Below are 19,849 nucleotides of genomic sequence, written 5' to 3' on the forward strand. Positions count from 1 at the left end.
CGTTGATGACGATGACATTGTCGCCCATGTCCATGTGCGGGGTGAAGGTCGGCTTGTGCTTGCCGCGCAGGCGGCTGGCGACGATCGTGGCGAGGCGGCCCAGGACGACGCCTTCGGCGTCGATCAGGATCCACTTCTTCTCGATATCCGCCGGTTTCGCGGTATAGGTCTTCATCTCTCGTCCCTTTCGGGGGGTGTGAATTCGGATGGGCGTGTATTGCGGAACCGGCCGCGACGGTCAACACGCAGCTTCCCAGATTGTTCTAACGCGATCAACAACTTACGATATAGGTGTTTTAATACCTGAAGAAAAGCCGCGCTGCAGCCACGCTTTCCGCGGAATCGCTCGGCTCAGCTACCCGCAGCACCGGCGGGCGAAGCTGCCAACGAGCGGATCAGGAGATGCCCTCCAGCACCGGCCCGTCTTTCATGGACAGGAAACACCGGCTTTGGTTCTCGCCCTCATCATCGCGCTTGCCCCTTTCTGGCGCGCCACTAAGCTGACCGGGCAAGGAGGAGAGAAGCGATGACCCCCGACATGCTTCTGCGGCGCGAGGATCACGGTGCGGTCCTGCGCCTGGTGATGACAAGCCCAGGCACCCTCAACGCCCTGTCGCGCGCCATGATCGCCGCCCTGTCTGATGCGTTTGGCGATATCGGCCGCGCCGGGTCTGTCCATGCGGTGATCCTTGCAGCCGAGGGAAAGGCGTTCTCGGCCGGGCATGACCTGCGCGAGATACAGGGCGCCCGGACGGATGCTGATCAGGGCCAAAGGGCGTATGAGACGCTGTTCGCCGAATGCGCCGCGATGATGCAGGCCATCCGCGCCCTGCCCCAGCCCGTCATCGCCGAGGTGCAGGGCATTGCAACCGCTGCGGGATGCCAGCTTGTCGCAAGCTGCGACATGGCCGTCGCCGCCCAAGGAACGCGCTTTGGGGTGAACGGCATCAATATCGGGCTGTTCTGCTCGACCCCCATGGTCGCGGTGAGCCGGGCGATCCTGCCCAAGGCTGCGTTCGAAATGCTGGCCACGGGCGAATTCATCGACGCCGAGCGGGCGCGCATGCTGGGCCTGATCAACCGCGCCGTCCCCGCAGAGCGCCTGCAGGACGAAACGATGGCCCTTGCCAGCACCGTCGCGGCCAAGCTGCCGGCTGCCATGCGGATGGGCAAGCAGGCATTCTATCAGCAGGCCGGCCTGCCGCTGGATCAGGCCTATGCCGCTGCGGGCAGGACCATGTGCGACAACATCATGCTGCCCGACACTGACGAAGGGCTGAACGCCTTTCTGGAAAAGCGGGCGCCGCGCTGGCCGTCCTGACGGTCAGCCGATCGCGGCAAGCCCCGGAAAGGTCTCGATCAGCCAATAGCTGACAGCGCCCAGCCAGCCGCTCAGCAGCAGCGCGCCGACAGCGACCAGCAACGCGCCCGACAGGCGCTCGACCGCGCCCATGTGCCGCTTGATCCTGTTCATCAGACCCATTGCACGCTCGATGAAGATTGCCGACAGCAGGAACGGGATACCCAATCCTAGGGCATAGACACCCAGCAATCCGGTCCCCCGCGCCGGGTCGGTTGCCGCCAGCGTCAGGATCATCGAAAGCTGCGGCCCGATGCAAGGGGTCCACCCAAAGGCAAAGGCCAGGCCCAGCAGATAGGCGCCGATGGCCGAGCCGCCCTGCTGCCCGGCGTCAAGCCGGGCCTCGCGCTCCAGCAGGGGGATGCGGAAGACATGCAGGAAATGCAGGCCCAGCACGATGATGAAGGCGCCTGAAAGCCGCGCCAGCAGCGGCTGATATTGCAAGAACGCCCGCCCGAAGGCCGATGCCGCATAGCCCATCAACAGGAAGACCGTGCTCAGACCCATCACGAAGAACAGCGCCGGGACCACGGCACTGCGCTGGCGGTCCTTCAGCACGGAAACCCGGACCCCTGTCATATAGGCCAGATAGGGCGGCACGATCGGCAGCACGCAGGGCGACAGGAAGGACAGCAAGCCTGCCACCGCCGCAACCAGCGCGGCAGGCAGGAACGCGGCATTGACAAGCTCGATTCCGAACATCGGCGCAGGTTCCTCTCATGCGGCGGGCCGGCAGGCTCCGGCCCGTCGCAGGGTTCTTGGCAGCAGGCGCCTCAGCCCTGGGACCACCAGCCGCGCCGGCGCGGGCGGTTCGGGTCGGACGCCCGGGGCGCCGGGGCATCGGCCCCGGCCGGGGGCTGGGCGATATCCGCCGGCGGGGACTGGTCCCCTGCGTCATCGGCTTGCGGGAATGCGGCCGCATCGGGGATCGGGTCAGCCTCGACAGCCGGGGCAGCTTCATGCGCAAGGGCGACCGGCGCCGCAGGCTCGTTGCGGCTGAGGGCCGGCTCGCCATCCTGCTCCTCCGGGCGGCCCGGATCGTCCGGATGAACCGGCTGGTCCTGGGCAGCGGCGCTGCCCGCGGCGCCATCCTGCGCGTCGCTCAGAGTTGCCAGGGGAAAGGCTCCATCGGCGGGCGCATCGGCGGCGGGCATGGCTGCGGCATCTGCAGGATCACCCTGCAGGGCGTCATGCTCCGGCCAGGCGCCCAGCCCATCGGCATTTGCCGGGATGCCGCCGGTCTCAATGTCCTGGGGAACGCCCGCCGCGGCATCGCGGCTTTCGTCCAGGATGGCGCCCATGGGGGCGGTCGCCTCGGATGAGGCGCCCGAATCGCGGTCCTTGCGCCGCCGTGAGCGGCCGCGCCGGCGCGAACGGCCGCCGCCCTCGGCCTCGTCACCCTCGGGGGCGGCAGCCTCTGCAGGGGCAGCATCCTCGGCGCTCTCGCTGCCACCGGCTTCCTCTGCCGCGCCCTCGTCATCCCCGCGTCCACCGCGGCGGCGGCGCCGGCGACGGCGCGTCCGGCCCTCATCCGCGTCATCCGCGGCCTCGCTGGCCGGCCGCATCGCAGCCGCATCCGGCCTTTCGGCCTCCGGCTCGGCCATCTCGACCGGCAGGGTATCCTCGGCCTCGTCGATCTGCGCCATCAGGCTGGCATCCACCGAAAGCGCGCCCGACACCGCCTCGGGCACCGACCGCGAGGCGGTCTTGAACTTCTCCATGGTGAAATCGGGCGAAATCAGCGCCGGGTCCGCTTCGAGCCGCACCGACAGTCCATAGCGCGTCTCGATCATGCCGAGATGCTCTCGCTTGTGGTTCATCAGGAAATTAGCAACCGCAACCGGCGCCCTGACCAGAACCTCGCGCGATCGCTTGCGCGTGCCCTCGTCCTCGATCGCCCGCAGAATGGTCAGCGCCATCGAATCGTCCGACCGGATCAGGCCGGTGCCGTGGCAATGGGCGCAGGGCTGGGTGGTCGATTCCAGCATGCCCGGCCGCAGCCGCTGGCGGCTCATCTCCATCAGGCCAAAGCCGGAAATGCGGCCGACCTGGATCCGCGCCCGGTCGTTCTTCAGCGCGTCCTTGAACCGCTTTTCGACCGCCGCATTGTTGCGCCGCTCGTCCATGTCGATGAAGTCGATGACGATCAGCCCCGCCAGGTCGCGCAGCCGCAACTGGCGCGCGATCTCGTCGGCGGCCTCGCAGTTGGTCTTGAAGGCGGTTTCCTCGATCGAGCCTTCCTTGGTCGCCCGGCCCGAGTTCACGTCGATGGCCACCAGCGCCTCGGTGATGCCGATAACGATATAGCCGCCCGATTTCAGCTGGACGGTCGGGTTGAACATCCCGGCCAGATAGCTTTCCACCTGATGGCGCGCGAACAGGGGCATCGGATCGGTGTAATGCCTGACCGCCCGGACCTGGTCGGGCATGATCATCGCCATGAAGTCCCTGGCGGTGCGATAGCCGCGCTCGCCATCGACCCACACTTCGTCGATGTCGTTGCCGTAAAGATCGCGGATCGAGCGCTTGATGAGATCGCCTTCCTCATAGATCGCCGCCGGCGCGATCGAGCGGAAGGTGCGTTCGCGGATCTGGTCCCACAGCCGCATCAGATATTCATAGTCGCGCTTGATCTCGGTCCGGGTGCGCTGGCTGCCGGCGGTGCGGATGATCAGCCCGGCGCCCTGCGGCACCTCGAGTTCGGCCGCGATCTCCTTGAGCTTCTTGCGGTCGGCGACATTGGTGATCTTGCGGGAAATCCCGCCGCCGCGGGCGGTGTTGGGCATCAGCACGCAATAGCGTCCGGGCAGCGACAGATAGGTCGTCAGCGCCGCGCCCTTGTTGCCGCGTTCCTCCTTGACCACCTGGACCAGCATGATCTGCCGGACCCTGATGACCTCCTGGATCTTGTAGCGGCGGGCACGCGGCTTGCGGGCCGGGCGGATCTCCTCGGCCACGTCCTCCTCGGCGACCGATTCGATCTCGTCGGCGGGATTGTCCTCGCCCTGCATGTCCTCGCCCGGCGCATCCTCGTCGGCGGGCGGCTCGGCCGTGCGCTCGGGCGCGGCCTCATCCCCGCCCTGCCCTGCGAGCGAAGGATCAACCTCATCCCCCGGGGCCGCGGCAAAGCCGGCTTCGACGGCGGCCTCGTCCTCGGCCTCGGCGGTATCGGCGATCTCCATGCCCTGGATCGCATCGCTGCGGGTGACCGCATCGCCGCCTGCGGCACGCTCGGCCCTTTCGGCTGTCCGCTCGTCGCCGCGGGCGCGGCTGCGCCGCCCCTTGCTGCCGCGGCGCTCGCGGGCGTGTTCCTCGTCCTCGTCCGCCTGGGCGGCGGCGCGGTCTTCCTCGATCAGGGCGCGGCGGTCGGCGGCGGGGATCTGGTAATAGTCAGGGTGGATCTCGGCGAAGGCCAGAAAGCCGTGGCGGTTGCCGCCATATTCCACGAAGGCGGCCTGCAGCGAAGGCTCGACCCGCGTGACCTTTGCCAGATAGATGTTGCCAGCAAGCTGGCGCTTGTTCACCGTCTCGAAGTCAAAGTCTTCGACCCGCGTTCCATCGGCCACGACGACCCGGGTTTCCTCCGGATGCGTGGCGTCGATCAGCATTTTCTTTGCCATGAAATGTTCTTTCACGCAGCCCGGTCCGGCCGCTGCAACGCGGCGGGGATGACGGGGTGCGACATGATTGGGACGCCGGCCGGTTGCGCGCCGATGACTGGCCCCAGAGGGCTATGGGACGGGCGGGGAACCTGTCCCCCCCGGCACCGGCATCAACATTGCTCGCGCGATCCATCGCGTCTCTTTTTCCTGTGCCCCACACCACAAAGCGCGAGGCGGCGAGTGTTATGGCGGACGCCATGCGACAAGGATGCCGTCATCAGCCCGCCGGCTTTCCGACGCGGCCGGCTGCGGGAAAAGCCCCCGCCTTGCCGCCGCGCTGCGAAATCTTGTGCACGGGTCAGGGCCCGAAGGGGGCCGTCTGTCCGCGCATGTCCCCAACATAGGGCGCGGCACCGCGCAATGACAATCGGAAAGCGACCTGGGCCATCCTTCCCCTGGCCGCCTGTCCGCCGATTGCGCCGCCAAGGCCCCGCGGCTTACAGGTAATCGCCCCGGCTCAGCCCATATTTGGCCATCTTCTCGTTCAGCGTCCGGCGCGGCAGGCACAATTCATCCATCACCGCGCTGATCGAGCCCTTGTGCCGCCGCATGGTGTTGTCGAGCAGCATCTTTTCAAAGCTCTCGACATATTCCTTGAGCGGCTTGCCCTCGGTCGTGGTCGCATCGGCGGTCTGGCTGTCGTCGCCATCCGCCATCAGCAGCGATGCGATCGACCCCGATCCCCGCCGGTTCTGCAGGACCGCGCGTTCGGCCACGTTGATCAGCTGGCGCACATTGCCCGGCCAGGGCGCCTGCAGCAGCTGGGCTGCCTCCTGCGCGGTCACCTGCGGCGGCTCGCAGCCGTATTCGTCGGCGAACTGCTCGGTCATCCGGGTGAACAGCGACAGGATGTCCTCGCCGCGCTGGCGCAGCGGGGGCAGCGTGATCTTGAGGGCCGACAGACGGTAGAACAGGTCGGGCCGCAGGCTGTCCTCGGCCCGCCGCCCCTCGCCGCGCGCGTTCGAGATGGCGATGATGCGCGTTTCGGCCGGCTGGCCCTGATCGGCAATGAAGGCCAGCAGCCGCGCCTGCAGCGGCTCGGACAGGGCGTCGATATCCTCAAGGCACAATGTGCCGCCGCGCGCCTCCTCGACGGCGGGCAACCCGTCCTCGACCGGGCCGAACAGGCGGGTCGCCAGCGCCTCGTCGCTATAGGCCGCGCAGGACACGGGCACGAACTTGCGCGAGGCACGCGGGCCCACCGCGTGCAGGGCATGGGCAACCAGCGTCTTGCCGGTCCCCGTCTCGCCGTCGATCAGCACATGCCCGTCGGCCTGGCCCAGGTCGAGGATGTCCTCGCGCAGGCGGTCCATGGCGGGGCTGGCGCCCATCAGCTTGGACATGACCTGCTGGCCCTCGGACAGGTCGCGGCGCAGCGCGCGGTTGTCCAGCGTGATGCGCCGTGCCTGCGTCGCCTTCTTGGCCAGCTCCGTCATCCGGTCGGGGTTGAACGGCTTTTCCATGAAATCCATGGCGCCCAGGCGCATCGCCTCGACTGCCATCGGCACGTCGCCATGGCCGGTGATCATGATGACCGGCAGGCCCGAATCCTGCCCCATCAGCCGCTTGAGAAAGGCCATTCCGTCCATGCCGGGCATGCGGATGTCGGAAATGACCACCCCCGGCCAGTCGGGGCCGATGACCTTCAGCGCATCCTCGGCGCTGGCATAGCTTTCGGTCTGGAATCCCGACAGGCTCAGCCACTGGCTAATGGATTCGCGCATGTCGGGTTCGTCATCGACGATCGCCACCGTCATCATCTGTGCCATCCTGTGTCCTTTCGTCATTCCGCGGCCAGCGGCCGCGCGCCGCCGGTGCGGCTTTCGTAAAGCGGCAGCTCAACGTCGAAGACGGCGCCGCCATCGTCACGGTTGTAGGCGGTCAGGCGTCCGCCGAAATCGGCCACGATCCCCGACGAGATCGCCAGCCCCAGCCCGGTTCCCTCGCCCGGCCCCTTTGTCGTCCAGAAGGGTTCAAACAGCTTTTCCAGATCGGTGACACCTGGCCCGTTGTCGCGCACCGACAAATGCGCGTGAGAGAGCGCGTCCACGACCAGTTCGATCGAAGGGTCTCGCACGGTGCGCGTGGCGTCCAGGGCGTTGCGGATCAGGTTGATGATGACCTGTTCCAGACGGATGCGGTCGCACAGCACCATCACCGGCTCGCGCGCGATCGATCGTTGCAGGCGCACGCGCCGATTGCGCAGCTGCGGCTCCATCATCGTCAGCGCGCCCGACAGGGCGACGCGCAGGTCCACCGGCTCGAACGCCTCGCCGCCCTTGCGGGCATAGGATTTCAGTTGCCGCGTGATCGTGCCCATGCGTTCCAGCAGATCGTCGATCCGCTGGAACGAGGTCAGCGCCTCGTCCCCCCGGTCGCGCTCCAGCAGCAGGCGGGCGCCGGCCAGATAGGTCTTCATGGCAGCAAGCGGCTGGTTCAGCTCATGGCTGACCCCGGCCGACATCTCGCCCAGCACGGCCAGCTTGGAAGCCTGCTGGACCGTCTGCTCGGCGACATGCAGCTCACGCTGGACGCGCTCGCGCTCGGCGATCTCGCGCGTCAGACGCATGTTGAGTGCCCGCAGCTCGGCCGATTCGCGCCGGTAGCGCGCCGATTGCACGCGGGCGCGCCGGGACAGCACATAAAATCCCGCCGCCAGCAGGATCGCAAAGCCCATGATTTCAAGCGCCAGAAAGGCGTTCACCCTTTCGCGGATCGAATCATAGGTGGTGAACAGCGTCATCCGCCAGCCGCGGAAGGGGATGCGCGTTTCCGACTGCATCACCGCCTTGCCCTTGACATAGGCGTCGGCCGGACGCGTGGACCAGTCGGCCGTGACCTGAAAGGCCCGTTCGATCGCCGAAGGGGCGGACCGGATCGCCAGCGCGTCGCTCAGCGCCAGGCCGCGCCAGCGCCCCTCGGTGGACAGGATGATCCGCCCCTCGCTGTCGGTGACGGCAACGGCATCGGATATGCCCGACCACGACCGCTCCAGCCGCGACAGGTCCGCGCCCACCACGATGACGCCAAGCGTCTTGCCGTCATGGATCACCGCCCGCGAATAGGTGAAGTCAAAGCCCCCGACCGGCGCGTCCGAGACGGTGAACACCGTGTCATTGGTGCGCATCGCCTCGACATAGAAGGGCGCGGCGACATAGTTCGTCGCCAGCAGCTTGCGGTCGGTCGCCCCGACCGTCAGGCCCGCATTGTCCAGCAGCCTGATCGAGGCGGCGCCGATGTCCTTCTGGGCGGCGATCAGGCGGGCCGAGATCCGGGTGTAATCCTTGCCCTCAAGCGAGCCGATCAATGCCGGATCACGGGCCAGCAGCAGCGGAACGACCGAGGTGCGCTGCAGCTCCGACAGCAGGTTCCCGGTATAAAGCGCCGATCTGAGTTCGGACCGCACGCGGGTGTTTTCCGAAAACCGTTCGGTCAGCCACAGGTTCGTCCACCAGATCGCCCCAACCGCCGCGGCCACCAGAAGCGCGGCGATCAACTGGTTCACCAGCCGCGTCTGGACCCGCCTGCGCAGCCGCCGGTTGCCCTGATCGCCTGTGGTGTGAGGATGCGCTGCGGCCATGTCCATCCCCGAAAGGTTAAGCCAAGGCGGAGTTCGGCTCAACCCGCGCCGTCCGGGCGGCGGCAAGGCGCCGATGCTCAGGCGCTTGCCAGGCTGTCCATCAGGCCGCGGAACAGCCGCGCCCCGTCCGATCCGCCATGGGCCGGCTCGGCCGCGCGTTCGGGATGCGGCATCATCCCCAGAACCCGCCGGTTTTCCGACAGGACGGCGGCGATCGCATCCACCGACCCGTTCAGGGCGCCGCGATAGGCAAGGGCGATGCGCCCCTGGCCGTGCAGGCGCGCAAGCCCTTCGTCATCAATCTGGTAATTGCCGTCATGATGGGCAACAGGCAGCGAGATCGCCTCGCCCTCGCTGAACGCCGCCAGCCAGGGATTGTCGCGCGACACCACCCTCAGCGCGGCATCCCTGCAGATGAAGGTCAGCCCCGCATTTCGCATCAGCGCGCCGGGCAGCAGCCCCAGCTCTGTCAGCACCTGAAAGCCGTTGCAGATCCCCAGCACCAGCCCGCCGCGCCCGGCATGCTCGCGGATCGCCGCCGCGATGGGCGAACGCGCCGCGATGGCCCCGCAGCGCAGGTAATCACCGAAGGAAAACCCGCCGGGCAGGGCCACGAGGTCGGTGCCCCCCGGCAGCGCGCTGTCCTTGTGCCAGACGCGGGCGACCTGCGCCCCGGCCTGCTCCAGCGCGACGGCCAGGTCGCGGTCGCAGTTGGATCCGGGAAAGGTGACGACGGCGGCTTTCATCGGGGGCCTCGGGCACAGGAAGGAATGCTGGGAACAGGGGTCAGATAGCGCAGGCCCGCGCGCTTGGAAAGCGCCGGGGCTGGGGCCGGGCGGCTCAGCGCCCGCCGACGAGGCTCGCCCCCAGCGCGATCAGCGCCACCCCCTGCCAGTTGATCGCGGCCAGCCGCTCGCCCAGCGCAAGGGCGCCGATGAGGGCAACCAGCACCACCGACAGCTTGTCCACCCGCGCCCCATCGCCCAGCTTCAGCGCGCGGAAACAGCACAGCCAGAACGCTCCCGTGGCCAGCCTCGGCAGCACCAGGAACAGCCCGGTGCGGGGCGAGACGCCGGACAGCAGCTGCCAGCCATGCGTCAGGCTGAGGAAAAGGGCCAGCACCGGCAGCATCACCAGCGCCCGCAGGATGGTGGCGAAGTCGGAACCGACCCCCGCCACCCCCAGTTTCGCCACAATGGCCGTCAGCGCGGCGAACCCGGCCGAGCCCATCGCCGAGCCCGGCCACGCCCCCCTGCCCGGCCACCCCGCTCAGCCTGCGAGGGCCTTGTTCAGGTATTCATCAACCTTTTCCAGATAGCCCATCGTGGTCAGCCATTTCTGTTCCGGCCCGACCAGCATCGCCAGATCCTTGGTCATGAAGCCGTCCTCGACCGCCTGAACCGTAACCCGTTCCAGCGTCTCGGCAAAGCGCATCAGCTGGGCGTTGTCGTCCAGTTTCGCGCGGTGCTTCAGCCCGCCCGTCCAGGCATAGATCGAGGCGATCGAGTTGGTTGAGGTTTCCTTGCCCTGCTGGTGCTGGCGATAATGGCGCGTGACGGTGCCATGCGCCGCCTCGGCCTCGACCGTCTTGCCATCGGGGGTCATCAGCACGCTGGTCATCAGGCCAAGCGAGCCGAAGCCCTGCGCCACGATGTCCGATTCCACGTCCCCGTCATAGTTCTTGCAGGCCCAGACATAACCGCCCGACCATTTCAGCGCGCTGGCCACCATGTCGTCGATCAGCCGGTGTTCATAGGTGATGCCGGCGGCCTTGAAACGGTCGGCGAACTCGGTGTCGAACACCTCCTGGAAGATGTCCTTGAAGCGGCCGTCATAGGCTTTCAGGATCGTGTTCTTGGTGGACAGATAGACGGGATAGCCGCGCTGCAGGCCATAGTTCAGGCTGGCATGGGCGAAATCGCGGATCGATTCGTCGAGGTTGTACATCCCCATGGCAACGCCGGCGCCGGGCGATTTGAACACCTCGTGCTCGATCGTCTCGCCATCCTCGCCGACGAACTTGATCGACAGCGTGCCCTTGCCCGGAAAGCGGAAATCAGTCGCCTTGTACTGGTCGCCAAAGGCGTGGCGGCCGACGATGATCGGCTGGGTCCAGTGCGGCACGAGGCGCGGCACGTTCGAGCAGATGATCGGCTCGCGGAAGATCACGCCGCCCAGGATGTTGCGGATCGTCCCGTTCGGCGATTTCCACATCTTCTTGAGGCCGAATTCCTCGACGCGGGCCTCGTCGGGGGTGATGGTCGCGCATTTGACGCCGACGCCGTATTGCTTAATGGCGTTCGCCGCGTCGATGGTGATCTGGTCCTCGGTGCGGTCACGCTCCTCGATCCCGAGATCATAGTATTTCAGGTCGATGTCGAGGTAGGGCAGGATCAGCTTCTGCTTGATGAAGTCCCAGATGATCCGGGTCATCTCGTCGCCGTCGAGCTCGACGACGGGGTTGTCTACCTTGATCTTGGTCATGGATCGCCCTCGGGTTTCAGGATTCGCTCGCGCGCCTCATAGCGCAGTCAGCCCGTCAGGGGAAGTGCGGTATGCCGTGGTATACTGAAAGGGCGTGCCTCCGGCCCCTGACGCGCAGGGGCCGGGCCGGCGGGTTCAGTGATGATGGGCGTGTTCATCCGCGGGCTGGACGGTCAGCGCCGGGGCAGGATCGTCCACCGCCGCGCCCTCGGCCGCCGGAACGCCCGTCCAGTGCTCGACGCGCGCGCCGCAGGTCTGCTCGACGGGGAAATACAGCGTGGCGCCTGGTGCCAGATCGCCGCCCAGCGTCCCGGTAAAGACGAATTCGTCATACCAGGCATCCGGCAGCTCGCCCGTCCATGCGATGCGGCGCACACCCTGCGCCCGCATCGTGCCGTGATCGTCATAGGGGGCAGGGTAATCGCCATCCTGCGTCGTCAGCGTCCAGCCCGGCTTGGGCATCGGTTTTGCAAGGTAAAACCCGTCGGGCAGCGTCACCGACAGGCTGGTGGTCGCTGCGCCCTCGCAGCCATGGGGCACGGCCAGAACAGCCCGGATGGCCGACCCGGCCGGGGCCTGCGCGGGCGTCAGCTTCACATGCGCCAAAGCGGCGGTGCCCGCAAGCGCCAGCGGAATTGCCAGCGCGGTGATGAAGATGCGTTTCATTGCGCTCTCCTGAGGGAAATGGGGAAGATCAGGCATTTCCGACGCGCAAAGGGGGGCCGCAGGCCATGGGACAGGGGTGGTGATGCGCCAGGACGGGCAGCAAACGCGGCGCAGGCCCGCCCCCCCGTGCCAGCCGCATGCCCCGCGGCGCCAGGGATGGCGCGGCAGGCAGCGGCGCCGCGCCGGCCAGCAGGCAGGCCAGGCAATGATCGGCCGCCGCCGGCGGGAGCGATGCGGGATCATGCCCGCAGATCTTCCCCAGCGCCAGGACGGGCCCCGCGGCCTCAGCCCGCATCCGGGCCTGTGATGGCCCCGCCATCCCCAGCGCAAGCGCCAGCAGCGCGCAGGCCAGCAGGCGCAGGACAGCGCCGCGCCGACAAAGCGGTGCGACAGGCATGGTCATCGCGCGCCCAGATCGGATGCCGCCCGCCGCCCTGCCCGGTCAGCGCGTCGATTCGGTCAGGCGGCGGCGGACATAGGTCTGAACCGTGTCGATCATCGGCTTCATATGCGCCTCGTCATCGCGGAAGAAGTGATCGGCGCCTTCGATTTCCTGATGGGTGATTGTGATCCCCTTCTGCTCGCGCAGCTTGGCAACCAGGGCGCTGGTGTCCTTGGCGGGGGCCACGCGGTCGGCATTGCCGTTGACGATCAGTCCGCTGGACGGGCACGGGGCAAGGAAGCTGAAATCATACATGTTCGCGGGCGGCGAAACCGAGACGAAGCCCGTGATCTCCGGCCGCCGCATCAGCAGCTGCATCCCGATCCAGGCGCCGAAGCTGAAACCCGCGACCCAGCAATGCTTGGAATTGGGATTCATCGCCTGCAGATAATCGAGCGCGGATGCGGCATCCGACAGCTCGCCGATGCCCTGGTCAAATTCGCCCTGGCTGCGCCCCACCCCGCGGAAGTTGAAGCGCAGGACCGTGAACCCCATGCGGTGAAAGGCGTAATGCAGGTTGTAGACGACGCGGTTGTTCATCGTCCCGCCATATTGCGGGTTGGGGTGCAGGATGATCGCCAGGGGCGCATCGGGCTTGGGCTGCGGATGATAGCGGCCTTCCAGACGACCCTCGGGTCCGGGAAAGATCAGTTCGGGCATTGCGGCTCCTGGTCGGCTGGCGCGGCGCGGCGGCGGACTGGCCGGCGCTTCCTTGACGCAGCAGGTGTCGGACTTTAGAGGGAAAATCTGGGGTGCGCGGCGGACTTGTGCAAGCGAAGGCTGGCCGGGCTTAGCGCAGCGTGCGCGCAGCCGTCAATCGCTGCGGCCCGGCTGCGGCGCGGCCGGGGGGCGCAATGGCCCCGCGGGGCGCGCGGCGCAGGGCGGCGGCACCTCGCGCGTCAGGCTGGAGGCGGCAGATGAAGCTATCAACCAAGGGCCGGTATGCGATGGTCGCGCTGGTCGATCTGGCGACCAGTCCGGGCAGCCTGACGACGCTGGCCGAAATCTCGCGCCGGCAGGACATCTCGCTGCCTTATCTGGAACAGCTTTTCGTCCGCCTGCGGCGCGGAGGGCTGGTGGACAGCGTGCGCGGCCCTGGCGGGGGCTACCGCCTGGCGCGGCCGCCGGCGGAAATCCGGGTCGTCGAGATCCTGGGCGCGGTGGACGAGACGGTCAGCGCCCTGCATGTGGGCGCAGGCGCGTCGGGCGGGCAAAGCGGCACCCGCGCCCAATCGATGACCAATCGCCTGTGGGAAGGGCTGTCGGCCCATGTCTATGTCTTTCTGCACAACACCACGCTGGCGGACGTGGCGCGCAACGACCTGCTGCCCTGTCCCGCCGTGCCTGCGATCCTGCTGATCGAGGACGATTGAAAGCCTCGCCCCCCGGCGGGCTGCCCCTGCCGCTATCCGGGCGCGTGCGCTGCAAACGATGTTTGAAGCGGCGCAGCGCAGGCGGTAAGGCGCGGGAAAAGGATCGCACAGGATCATCAGGCAGGACTTTGATGCGCGAGGCACAGATCATGACCAGGCTTTCCCTTGCTGCGGCGGCCGCGCTGGCGCTGCTGGCGGGCTGCGGCTTCCGGGGACCGGCGGCCCAGGTCGGCCCGGATGGACAGCCGCTTCCCGTCGCCTATCGCATTTCCGCCCGCGAGGGGGCCGAAATACCCGGCCGCATCCTGACCCAGGTGAACCTGCTGCGGGCGCAGTCGGGCATGGCGCCCCTGGCCGACAGCCCGCAGCTGACCGCCGCCGCCATGGCCCATTCGCGCGACATGTCGGCGCAGAACCGCGCCTGGCATTTCGGCTCGGACGGGTCCTCGCCGCTGGATCGGGCGCATCGGCAGGGCTATAGCGGGCACCTTATCGGCGAGAACATCTCGGAAACCTACGAAACCGACATCGCCACCCTGGCTGCCTGGATGCAGGAACGCGACACCCGCGACGTGCTGATGGACCCCGCTGCCCAGCAGATGGGCATGGGCTGGTATCAGGAACCGGGCAACAAGATCTGGTGGACGCTTCTGGTGGGCAGCTGAGCCGCCCTGCCGCGGCGATCCGCCCGCGCCGGGCAAGGGCCGCGGGGCGGCCCGACACCGCCCCGCCATGCCCTCAATCAAGGCGTCACGCGCAAGCCAGCCCAGGCGCATTGCCCTGACAGGTGCCGGGGACCAGCCCGGTGCCCTTGTCGTGCCCTTGGCGGCTGCCGCGCGCAGCCAGTGCCCCTGGATGAAAACGCCGGCCCTGATAGGACCGGCGCTCTTGTCGCCCGCATGCAGGGGCGCAGGGATCAGGGATCAGGGATCAGGGATAGATCACCACCGGCGTTCCCGGCCGGACCATGGCAAAGATGTCCTCGATCTCGCTGTCGTTCACGGCGATGCACCCGGCCGTCCAGTCGCGCAGCTTCTGGCGGTTTCCATAGGGTCCGCGGCCGTGGATCATGATGTCCCCGCCGGGCTGCTGGCCCAGCATCATCGCCCGCGCCGTATCCTCGGGGTCGGGATAGGATATGCCCAGAGACAGGTGATACTGGCTGTCGGGGTTTATCCGGTTGATGTAATAGACCCCCTCGGGCGTGCGGCCGTCGCCCTCATACATCTTGTGGCCGATCGGCTGAAAGCCCAGCCCGATGTCATAGGCCTTGAGAACCTTGCGCCCCGACAGCAGGAACATCTGCCGGTCGCCCTTTTCCACCACGATCTGCGTGACGGGCGGGCCGTTGTATCGCTTGAACTTGCCGGCCGGCGGCGCCGAAGAACACGCCGTGACCAGCACAAGCACGATCAGCGCCAGAACGCTGCGGATGGTCGGTTTCATGACTGCTGCCCCATGATCGCTTGAGCGACTCGTTTCCTTGCGCACTAGCAGCGTCGGCGGGTTTTCGCCAGTCGCGAAATGTCGGCCGGGGAAAGGGGGCGATCACCTCATCTGGTGAAATGCGCCGCCAGTTCGACATGGGGCGACCAGCGGAACTGGTCCACCACCTCGAGGCGCCCGATTCGCCAGCCGCCCCCGGCCATGATGCGGGCGTCGCGGGCAAAGGTCACGGGATCACAGGCAACCCAGGCGACCGACTGCACGGCAGAGGCCGCCAGCGCGCGCGCCTGCGCCTCGGCCCCGGCCCGCGGAGGGTCGATCACGGCCGCGTCGAACCGGGCCAGCTCGTCCGCCAGCAGCGGCCGGCGTGACAGGTCACGCTGCTGGGTCGTCACGCGCCGCAGGCCGGGGGCCGCGCGCCAGCCCGCATCCAGTGCCGCCAGCGGGGCGGCCAGCCCCTCGACCGCGTGGATCTCGGCAGCCTCCGCCAGCGGCAGGGCGAAGGTGCCCGCCCCGGCATAGAGATCGGCGATCCGGGCCGCCCCGCCCACCGCCCGGCGCACTGCCGCCAGCAGCGCGGCCTGCCCTTGGATGGTGGCCTGCAGAAATCCGCCCGGTGGCGGCACGACCTGCGCGCGCCCCATCGCCAGCGCGGGTGGGCGGCGCAGCAGCGCCTGCCCGTCCCAGTCGAGCCGCGCCCAATCGGCCGCCTCGGCCAGCGCCGACAGCCCGGCCAGCAGGTCCGGGGTCATCGGCTTGCCGCCCCGCACGGCGATATCCAGCCCGGCGGGCGTCTCGGTCACCGCCAGGGACAGTTCGCCCGCCCGTGATCCGCCCAGCGCGACCAGCCGGCGCAGGTCGGGGACCGCGGCAAGGATGGCGGGGCGGATCACCAGGCACTCGGCCATATCCACCACCACGTCCGAGGCGCGGGCGTGAAACCCGACCAGCGCCCCCTTTTTCGTCCGCCGCCCCGACAGAACCGCCCGGCGGCGCGAGCGCGGCGGCGAGGTGCGGACCGCCGCCACCGAGGCGCAAAGCCCCTGGGCCGCAAGGGCCTGTTCCACCACCCCCGCCTTCCAGCCCGCGACAAAACCGTCCGAGGCATGCATCAGCGAACAGCCGCCGCAGGCGCGGTAATGCGGACAGGGCGCCCGGACCCGGTCGGGCGAGGGTGTCACGATGCGGGGGGAGGCGATGCGCCCCTCTGCGGCCTCGCCCTCGATCTGCTCGCCCGGCAGCGTCAGGGGGGCAAGCGCCCGCGCCTCTGCGGCCACGGCCACGCCGTCGCCCCGGCGGCCCAGCCGCTCAACCTGCCACAGGGTCATGCGTCCTCGTCCGTCCCCAGAAAGCCGCCCGATTGCCGGTTCCAGTAACGGGCATACAGCCCGCCCCGCGCCAGCAGGGCCTCATGGCTGCCTTCCTCGACGATGCGGCCGGCGTCCATGACGATGATCCGGTCCATCTGGGCGATGGTGGACAGGCGATGGGCGATGGCCAGCACGGTCTTGCCCTGCATCACGCGCATCAGCGAATCCTGGATCTGCGCCTCCACCTCGCTGTCCAGCGCGCTCGTCGCCTCGTCCAGCACCAGGATCGGCGCATCCTTGAGAAAGGCGCGCGCCAGCGCGATCCTCTGGCGCTGGCCGCCCGACAGCTTGACCCCGCGCTCGCCCAGATGCGCGTCATATCCCTTGCGCCCGGCGAAATCAGCCAGGCCCAGGATGAAGTCATGGGCCTCGGCCGCCCTGGCGGCGGCAACCAGATCGGCCTCGGTGGCATCGGGGCGGCCATAGAGGATGTTCTCGCGGGCGGATCGGTTGAACATCGCGGTTTCCTGCGTGACCATGCCGATATTGCGGCGCAGCGATTCCTGCGTGAGGGCGCGCACGTCGATGCCGTCCACCCGCACCGCGCCATGTTCCACGTCATGCAGGCGCAGCAGCAGCGACACCAGGGTGGACTTGCCCGCCCCCGAGGCGCCGACGATGCCGATGCGCTCGCCCGGCGCGATATGCAGCGTCAGCCGCTCGATCCCGCCCGTGCCGCGGCCATAGGCAAAGCCCACATCGTCAAAGCTGATCGCGCCCCGCGCGCGGCCCAGGACCGTCGCGCCGGGGGCATCCGTCAGGGTATGGGGGGGCGAAAGCGTCTGCATCCCGTCCTCGACCTCGCCGATCGACCCCCAGATCCCCATCAGCGACATGCTGACCCAGCCGGTCATCTGCGCCAGCCGCATGGCGATGGCGCCAAGGGCGGCGACATCGCCGGGGCTCGCCGCCCCACGCTGCCACATCCACACCGCCCCGCCCACCAGGACGACCGGAAGGATGCCGGCCACCACCGTCAGCGACAGGCGGAACCAGGTGTTCAGACGGCCGAAATCCACCGCACGGTCGCGGAATGTCTCCATCGCGCCAAGGGCCGCCTGATCCTCGAAGGCAGAGCGGGCGAACAGCTTGACGGTCTTGATGTTGGTGATGGTATCGACGACCTGCCCGGTGATCATCGCGCGGGCCGAGGCGCGCCCCGCCGACTGCGCCCGGATCCGGGGCAGAAAGAACCGGATCAGCGCCAGATAGGCGACCAGCCAGGCAAGCAGCGCCAGCGCGCCCCAGCCATCGACCGAAACAAGATAGACCGCCGAACCCAGCACCGCCGACAGGGCGAAGGCAGCGGTATTGACCATTTCCGAGGCGACATCGGTGACCGCGCGGGCGGTCTGCATCTGCTTTTGCGCGATGCGCCCGGCGAAATCATTGTCAAAGAACGTCACCGACTGGCCCATCGTCCAGCGGTGCAGGCGCGACAGCACCAGGGGCAGCACGTTGGGGCCGATGATGACATTCGATGTCGCCGAGGACAGCCCCAGAATAGCCGGCCGCACCAGCAGGAAGAAAAGGGCAAAGGCCGCGACCAGCATCAGCGAGGGCCCCCCCGCGCCCCCCCCGGTGCCCGCGACGGCATCGACGACCCGCCCCAGCAGCGTGGCCGAGGCGACCTCGGCCGCCCCCGACAGCGCCGAGGCAAGCGCCGCGACCCCCAGCCCCGGCCAAGCCCCCGACAGCGCCCAGCGGAAAAAGGCCATCAGCGTGCGCGGGGGCGGGCCTTCGGCCGGGCGGAAGGCGTCGATCATGCGCTCGAAGGCTGCGTGCATCAGGTCTCTCCCGCCAGCATGGCAATGTCGATCAGCGCCGGCGCAGGCATCACGAAGCCGGATTCGATCCAGGCCGCCTCGGCCGCGCGCAGCCCCCGCCCCAGCGCCGCGCCCGACAGCGCCGGCAGGTCGGCTGCGCAAACCGGCATCCGCTGGCCGGCGGCAAGGGCAATCTGCTCGCGCCAGTCATCCCGCGGCGCCTCGCCCCGCGCCGCGCGCAGCAGCGCGATCTGCCCGGCGCGCCGGGCGCCCAGACGATAGGCGGCCTCGGCCAGCGGCCCGGCAAAGCGCAGCTCGTCCTGAACCCGCGCCTCGTCCCGCGACAGGCGCAGGCGCTGCGCCGCATCGGGCGCGCCAAGGGCAGCCAGGCGCAGGGGCCAGCGCCCGTTCTTCTGCATGGAAATATCCGGGGGTCCGGGGCAAAGCCCCGGTTCCGCCGCGACGAGGGCCGCGGCCCGCGCCGCATCGGCGCCGGGCAGCACCGCCTCCAGCACCCCGGAACGGTCCATCAGCGCCAGCGCCTCGGCAGGATCGGGGGCGTCCAGCAGCTTGCGCATCTCGGCCCCCACGCGCTCGCGCGACAGCTGCGCCAGCCCTGCCCGGCCCCGCGCGCAGGCGGCCAGCGCCTCGGGATCGGCCGCGCCGGGGCGGCCATGGCGGGCATGAAAGCGGAAGAACCGCAGGATGCGCAGGTAATCCTCGGCGATCCGCCGGTCCGGATCGCCCACGAAGCGCAGCCGCCGCGCAGCCAGATCGGGCAGCCCCCCGACCGGGTCGATCACCTGCCCATCGGCATCGGCATAAAGCGCGTTCATGGTGAAATCGCGCCGCGCCGCATCATCCTCGATGCGGTCCGAAAAGGCGACGACCGCGCGCCGGCCATCCGTCTGCACGTCGCGGCGGAAGGTTGTCACCTCGAACCCCTCGCCATCGGTGATCACCGTCACGGTGCCATGGGCGATCCCTGTTGGAACCGTGCGCAGCCCCGCCGCCCCGGCCAGCGCGATGACCCGTTCGGGCAGGGCATCGGTGGCGATGTCGATATCCTCGACCGGCTCGCCCAGCAGGGCGTTGCGCACCGCGCCCCCCACGATCAACGCGCGGGCGGGCGAAAGCGCCGCCAGGACGCGGCGCAGCGGCGGATGCGCGGTCACGCTGCCGGGCAGGACCGCGTTCATGCCCCCAGCCGCCGCGCCAGGGACAGCAGCACCCGCGCGGTGGCGCCCCAGATGTAATAGGGGCCCCAGGGCGCCACGTGATAGCTGCGCCAGTCCCCGCGCCACAGCCGCCGTTCCAGCCGGTAATGGGCCGGATCGGCGACATGGGCAAAGGGGACGGTGAACGCCTCCTCGACCTCGCCGGGTTCGGGACGGGGCGTGAAATCGCCGCGGATCAGTGCCAGCACCGGGGTCATCGCAAAGCCGGTGACGGTGCGATGGGGCGGCAGGGTGCCCAGCACCTCGACCTGCGCGGGGTCCAGCCCGATCTCCTCGCGCGCCTCGCGCAGCGCGGCGGCGGTTTCGTCCGCATCGCCCGGATCGACCTTGCCCCCCGGCAGGGCGATCTGGCCGGGATGATGGCGCAGGCCGCTGGCCCGCTTGGTCAGCACCAGCCGTCCGTCCGCATGGAACGCGGCCAGCACGCCCGCCGGACGCCAGGCCATGCCGTCCGGCGCATTG

General features: G+C 68.7%; 18 protein-coding genes (1 of these 18 cut by a window edge). 3 read left to right on the forward strand and 15 right to left on the reverse strand.

Translation table 11 applies throughout. The features are described from left to right. On the reverse strand, positions 1–175 hold the 5' end (the start) of the coding sequence (rplM, locus tag B0A89_RS02800; RefSeq protein ID WP_085376828.1) for a 50S ribosomal protein L13. The gene continues 290 nt to the left of window position 1, outside the view; 175 of the gene's 465 nt are visible here — the first part of the coding sequence; it begins with the start codon at positions 173–175; the stop codon falls past the left edge of the window. 351 nt (positions 176–526) lie between these two features. Between rplM and B0A89_RS02805 the strand changes: the two genes are divergently transcribed. Beyond that, positions 527–1,321: an enoyl-CoA hydratase gene (locus tag B0A89_RS02805; RefSeq protein WP_085376829.1), complete on the forward strand. Its 795-nt coding sequence runs from the start codon at positions 527–529 to the stop codon at positions 1,319–1,321. 3 nt (positions 1,322–1,324) lie between these two features. On the opposite strand, the gene B0A89_RS02810 is transcribed toward B0A89_RS02805, so the two are convergent. From B0A89_RS02810 to B0A89_RS02855, 9 genes are all read right to left on the reverse strand, one after another. Continuing rightward, on the reverse strand, positions 1,325–2,062 hold the full coding sequence (locus B0A89_RS02810; RefSeq protein WP_085376830.1) for a cytochrome c biogenesis CcdA family protein: 738 nt from the start codon (positions 2,060–2,062) through the stop codon (positions 1,325–1,327). Between the two features lie 71 nt (positions 2,063–2,133). Next, positions 2,134–4,980 (reverse strand): Rne/Rng family ribonuclease, encoded by a 2,847-nt coding sequence (locus B0A89_RS02815; protein ID WP_085376831.1) that lies wholly within the window; start codon positions 4,978–4,980, stop codon positions 2,134–2,136. A gap of 479 nt (positions 4,981–5,459) precedes the next feature. Further along, positions 5,460–6,791: a sigma-54-dependent transcriptional regulator gene (locus tag B0A89_RS02820; protein WP_085376832.1), complete on the reverse strand. Its 1,332-nt coding sequence runs from the start codon at positions 6,789–6,791 to the stop codon at positions 5,460–5,462. 14 nt (positions 6,792–6,805) lie between these two features. Beyond that, positions 6,806–8,602 carry a sensor histidine kinase gene (locus B0A89_RS02825; protein WP_085376833.1) on the reverse strand — a complete coding sequence of 599 codons (1,797 nt, stop codon included), beginning with the start codon at positions 8,600–8,602 and terminating at the stop codon, positions 6,806–6,808. A gap of 77 nt (positions 8,603–8,679) precedes the next feature. Next, complete coding sequence (purQ, locus tag B0A89_RS02830) at positions 8,680–9,348, reverse strand: phosphoribosylformylglycinamidine synthase subunit PurQ (RefSeq protein WP_085376834.1); 669 nt, start codon at positions 9,346–9,348, stop codon at positions 8,680–8,682. 94 nt (positions 9,349–9,442) lie between these two features. Next, positions 9,443–9,832 (reverse strand): EamA family transporter, encoded by a 390-nt coding sequence (locus B0A89_RS02835; RefSeq protein ID WP_085376835.1) that lies wholly within the window; start codon positions 9,830–9,832, stop codon positions 9,443–9,445. Positions 9,833–9,871: 39 nt separating this feature from the next. Next, on the reverse strand, positions 9,872–11,086 hold the full coding sequence (locus tag B0A89_RS02840; RefSeq protein ID WP_085376836.1) for an NADP-dependent isocitrate dehydrogenase: 1,215 nt from the start codon (positions 11,084–11,086) through the stop codon (positions 9,872–9,874). A gap of 135 nt (positions 11,087–11,221) precedes the next feature. Beyond that, positions 11,222–11,752: a YcnI family copper-binding membrane protein gene (locus tag B0A89_RS02845; protein ID WP_169712123.1), complete on the reverse strand. Its 531-nt coding sequence runs from the start codon at positions 11,750–11,752 to the stop codon at positions 11,222–11,224. Positions 11,753–12,194: 442 nt separating this feature from the next. After that, positions 12,195–12,854 carry an alpha/beta hydrolase gene (locus B0A89_RS02855; protein ID WP_085376839.1) on the reverse strand — a complete coding sequence of 220 codons (660 nt, stop codon included), beginning with the start codon at positions 12,852–12,854 and terminating at the stop codon, positions 12,195–12,197. A gap of 257 nt (positions 12,855–13,111) precedes the next feature. Between B0A89_RS02855 and iscR the strand changes: the two genes are divergently transcribed. Together iscR and dalA are read left to right on the forward strand one after the other, a co-directional pair. Then, a complete protein-coding gene (iscR, locus tag B0A89_RS02860; protein ID WP_085376840.1) occupies positions 13,112–13,567 on the forward strand; it encodes a Fe-S cluster assembly transcriptional regulator IscR in 456 nt (151 codons plus the stop codon). 149 nt (positions 13,568–13,716) lie between these two features. Further along, a complete protein-coding gene (gene dalA / locus B0A89_RS02865) occupies positions 13,717–14,232 on the forward strand; it encodes a divisome-associated lipoprotein DalA (RefSeq protein ID WP_085378708.1) in 516 nt (171 codons plus the stop codon). A 265-nt stretch (positions 14,233–14,497) separates the two neighbouring features. Here dalA and B0A89_RS02870 read toward each other — a convergent pair whose 3' ends face one another. The 5 genes from B0A89_RS02870 to B0A89_RS02890 all read right to left on the reverse strand — a co-directional run bounded on the left by B0A89_RS02870 (position 14,498) and on the right by B0A89_RS02890 (position 19,833). Next, the gene (locus B0A89_RS02870) at positions 14,498–15,013 is read right to left on the reverse strand and encodes a L,D-transpeptidase family protein (RefSeq protein ID WP_085376841.1); all 516 of its coding nucleotides are present in this window, start codon (positions 15,011–15,013) and stop codon (positions 14,498–14,500) included. Positions 15,014–15,120: 107 nt separating this feature from the next. Further along, positions 15,121–16,341 (reverse strand): class I SAM-dependent RNA methyltransferase, encoded by a 1,221-nt coding sequence (locus B0A89_RS02875; RefSeq protein WP_085376842.1) that lies wholly within the window; start codon positions 16,339–16,341, stop codon positions 15,121–15,123. After that, on the reverse strand, positions 16,338–18,170 hold the full coding sequence (locus tag B0A89_RS02880; RefSeq protein ID WP_085376843.1) for an ABC transporter ATP-binding protein: 1,833 nt from the start codon (positions 18,168–18,170) through the stop codon (positions 16,338–16,340). The genes B0A89_RS02875 and B0A89_RS02880 overlap by 4 nt, the downstream gene beginning before the upstream one ends. After that, positions 18,170–19,348: a CCA tRNA nucleotidyltransferase gene (locus tag B0A89_RS02885; RefSeq protein WP_085376844.1), complete on the reverse strand. Its 1,179-nt coding sequence runs from the start codon at positions 19,346–19,348 to the stop codon at positions 18,170–18,172. The genes B0A89_RS02880 and B0A89_RS02885 overlap by 1 nt, the downstream gene beginning before the upstream one ends. Further along, positions 19,345–19,833, reverse strand: coding sequence for an NUDIX hydrolase (locus tag B0A89_RS02890; protein ID WP_169712124.1), 489 nt, complete (start codon positions 19,831–19,833; stop codon positions 19,345–19,347). Before B0A89_RS02890 ends, B0A89_RS02885 begins: the two co-directional genes overlap by 4 nt. Positions 19,834–19,849: the final 16 nt, after the last annotated feature.

Origin of the sequence: Paracoccus contaminans (genome assembly GCF_002105555.1) — a bacterium.
Lineage (GTDB): Bacteria > Pseudomonadota > Alphaproteobacteria > Rhodobacterales > Rhodobacteraceae > Paracoccus > Paracoccus contaminans.